Genomic DNA, 3,942 nt, shown 5'->3' with positions numbered 1-3,942 from the left:
ATTTTGAACCTTCTGCTCGTTATGGCAAACAATTCGCTAGTATTTTAGATATTATTGCTGAAAAAATAATGTTAGACCCATTATTAAATAGTGGTAAATTTACCATTAATACTAATGGGGTTACTGGTGTTGTTGACCAAGAAATTAGTAAAATGTTAGCTTCATTTATTGAAAATGACTTGTTATTAGTTGAAGGAGACCCTGATAGTAATTTTCAACCAGTAGACTATATTGCTGGTAATTTTAAAGGTGAACAATTAACCAAAATATATGATTGATTATTAACTAATTACTATAAAATAAATCGCCATCATGTTCCCGCMATCGCTAAGGGAGCCCAACAAACTCAAGCGGAAGTTGCTGGTGTAAATATTCAAACAAACGCATCATACGAACAAATGATATATATTAGAGAAATTAAATTAACTGAATTTATTATTAAGTTAATTAAATATGATAATGCGATTTTAAACAGTAGAACATTCAATATTAAAAATATTGATGARTTAATTGTTGATGTTCGCTTACCAGTAAATGCTACTTTAAACAGACAATTAAAAAACAACGAAAATATTATCAATATACCTAATGAAGAAGGAGAACAAGAATAATGTTAAAACCATCTGAAAAAATGTTAGCACAATTAGCAGAAAATGATGAACCAATTGATTATTCAATTGATAGTATTCCGTTAGATTTTGCTAATCAATCACAGTATAGCGACCCTGATTTAGAACAATTATTTACAGAAGACCGTGCAAGAACCTTATATATTTATAAAATTAATAATCTTGTTAAGACAAAGCAAAAACCAACCTTAAACTACTCTCAAAATAGCGTTAAAATWGGTTTTATTGACAAAGATGAATATATTAAAATAACGGGTTATGAAATTAGTGACTTTAATTTTAAATTACAAATTCAACAAAACACCACAGTTCAAGATAATAGCACTAGTTATGTAATGATTGATGAAAAAGATATTTTAATTAATGATATTTCAAAACAAGACAAAGAATTTTTAGAAACATTAGATTTAAAAATAGTATCTATTAATGAACCAATTAGTGAAGACAATAAAAATGAATGTTATATTATTGAAGAATACAAACGCCCTTATTCACCTGATGGTRTTAATATTATTAAATCTACTCATTTAGTTAAAATAACTGACTTTAAATGAAAAAATCAAAATAGTATTCATTTAGTATTACAAAAATCATTACCCGAAGATACAGTYTTTACTGGAATTGAAATTAAATATCCTAAAGCAATGTTGTTTGGAAATATTAAATGTTGAGGTAATGTCAATGGTGTTTATTCTTATCCACAATCTATYGTTGAAAATGCTAGTTTAGTACCTTTATTATCAATGCCGATTGAAACAAACCCTAATGTACGAATATTTCAGTATTGATTTACCGAAAGTTTTTTACCATGAAGTATTGCAAAAGAATATATTCAGGGAAAAGATATATTAGGTTTATTAGATGTTAAAGAATTAAATATTGTTTTGTTAAATTTTTTAACATATCGTTATAATTATGATCGAAAATTTCAAGGAGCAAAATACGATGAAAAAGGTAACCCTTTTAATAAAGCGGCAGAATTACGTCAACAATTTGAAAGACAAAAACCCGAAGATGTAATCGATGGTTTATTTGAAATTTGAAAATTAGATAATTTTACTTCTTTAAACGATAATGCTGTTAAAAGATTTAAGCAAATTGTTTATATGTTATCAAATTATACATATAGTAAATATGCAATTAATAAAGGTTATAATGATGATATTAAATTATTTTCTCCTTATTTTTTTGAATTAATTTCAAAACCAGTTAAAAAAGAAAATGGATATTGAGAATTTAAAGATTGTCAAGTACTATTAAATTCATCATATTTTAATTTTTCTGGTGGTCCCACTCCACCTAAAAATTATTGAAAAGAAATTTATGCAAGTGGAACACCATTTAATCAAGTTGATAATAAATGATATTTTGTGGTGTGGCGTAATGATGATAATGGTGATTTAAAAATTAGTAAATTTAAAAATAATGTAAAATTGAATGTTGGTGAGACACACACTATTAACGAGAGTTTATATTTATTCAATGGAAATTTTGCTGCTAATTTAAAAATTGATTTACAAGTTATTTTAAAAAACAGTGTTCCACTTGGATGATTTTTCGATAGAGACAGTTCTTTTTTTAAATATGTATATCGTTGAAATAATGACAGTGAACCGAATACACCAATTATTGATCCAAAAACAGGACAAATTACAGACTGAAATTTAAAAAATCAAAATAATATAAACAATACCGATGGTGAAATTAAAGTAACTATTAAAAACAAAGATATTTCAGAAAACCCCATTTATCAGTTAGAAGCAAATTATTTTAATTGATTATCAATAACAAATGAATTAGAAACAAATGATATACCTTCTCTTATTCCTGCTGAAATTAAATTATCAGATGGAGAATATGGCAAATATTTAACTAATTTAATTGTTTCTAATGACAAAATAGATGATTATTTAAATCATTTTTCTCAATGATATAGATTATTTTATTCAAAAGCAATTTGAATAAGTATGACTAAAAATTTATTTGAAGATAGAATTAAAATAACTTTTGATAAAAAATTATTTAATTTAAATCAAATTGAATTATCTGGAATGTGGGGTTATGGAACTTATGATATTATAATTTTTACTGAAAAAGGACAAATTAATATTAATAATTTACAATTATTTAGTAAGAAAAATGAAAATTTATCCTTACTTGCATTAGAAATATAAAAAGTTATTTAGATTTATAAATCTAAATAACTTTTTAATTCATTTTCAATATCTATATTTGGTTCAGTATCGTTATTTCAACGATAAACTGATTTAAAAAAAGAACTGTCTCTATCGAAAGATCATCCAAGTGGAACACTGTTTTTTAAAATAACTTGTAAATCAATTTTTAAATTAGCAGCAAAATTTCCATTGAATAAATATAAACTCTCGTTAATAGTGTGTGTCTCACCAACATTCAATTTTACATTATTTTTAAATTTACTAATTTTTAAATCACCATTATCATCATTACGCCACACCACAAAATATCATTTATTATCAACTTGATTAAATGGTGTTTCTTGTGGTGCTATTCATTCTAAAATACCATCTTTTGTACTTATATTGTTCTTTTCTTTTAGTTGTTCTAATTTTTCAGGTGTATATTCTTGTGGTATATTACAACCAACTAAACTTGTTGTACTTGTTGCTGTTAATCCGATTGTTCCTAAAAGACTTAATATTTTTTTCATATTTATCCTTTCTATTTTTTATAAATTTTGTTAATTTAATTAAAAATGAAAATAAATTAATAATTTATTTTCATAAATGTTTAATATTTTTTATTCTAATCAATGAACATTTTTATTCATATCATTATCTCAACAAAGATTTCCGCATGTTTCTATAATTATATATTTTTCATCATTTGGACTTGATTTTTTCATTTGTTGAATTTTATTATTAATATCAGTATAATTATTAATTATGATATCTGTCATTGAATCAATATCATTTTTTGGTCATCATGTATCTGGGCTGTTTTGAGGATAATTAGCAATTATTTCGTGTAACTCTTCTTTAAATTTATTTGAGCCATATACTTGTTTTAAAATATTAATTTTTTCTCACATAACATATGTAATTTTTAAATTTAATCAATTTGAACGAGTAATGAATCTTGATGATCTTTCAAAAATAACTCCTGAATCATAAAAATCATATGTTAAATAACCATCACTATGACAAGTATGTTCTACATCTGCACTTCTTTTATTACGAATATTATATTCACTATACATACTACAATAAGATAATGTAATAATTAATAATAAAGTTTTAATATCTATTGATTTTATTTCTTTTGCCAATNWTAK

At 24.0% G+C, this 3,942-nt stretch carries 3 protein-coding genes; 2 read left to right on the top strand and 1 reads right to left on the bottom strand.

Features of this window, described 5'->3' with window-relative positions; all coding sequences use genetic code 4:
* Positions 1-611: hypothetical protein (locus EHV01_RS03775; protein ID WP_422066264.1), on the top strand; the 611-nt coding region annotated here is incomplete at its 5' end.
* Positions 611-2,803 (top strand): hypothetical protein, encoded by a 2,193-nt coding sequence (locus EHV01_RS03770; RefSeq protein WP_422066263.1) that lies wholly within the window; start codon positions 611-613, stop codon positions 2,801-2,803. The genes EHV01_RS03775 and EHV01_RS03770, both read left to right, overlap by 1 nt.
* A gap of 14 nt (positions 2,804-2,817) precedes the next feature.
* On the opposite strand, the gene EHV01_RS03765 is transcribed toward EHV01_RS03770, so the two are convergent.
* Positions 2,818-3,318, bottom strand: a complete 501-nt coding sequence (locus EHV01_RS03765) for a lipoprotein (RefSeq protein WP_422066262.1) — start codon at positions 3,316-3,318, stop codon at positions 2,818-2,820.
* Between the last annotated feature and the right edge of the window lie 624 nt (positions 3,319-3,942).

Source organism: Spiroplasma sp. hy2 (genome assembly GCF_044714365.1).
GTDB classification, from domain to species: Bacteria; Bacillota_I; Bacilli_A; order Mycoplasmatales; family Mycoplasmataceae; genus Spiroplasma; species Spiroplasma phoeniceum.
Note: the sequence above shows the minus strand (reverse complement) of the source record. Positions and strands in the feature narration are given on the sequence as shown.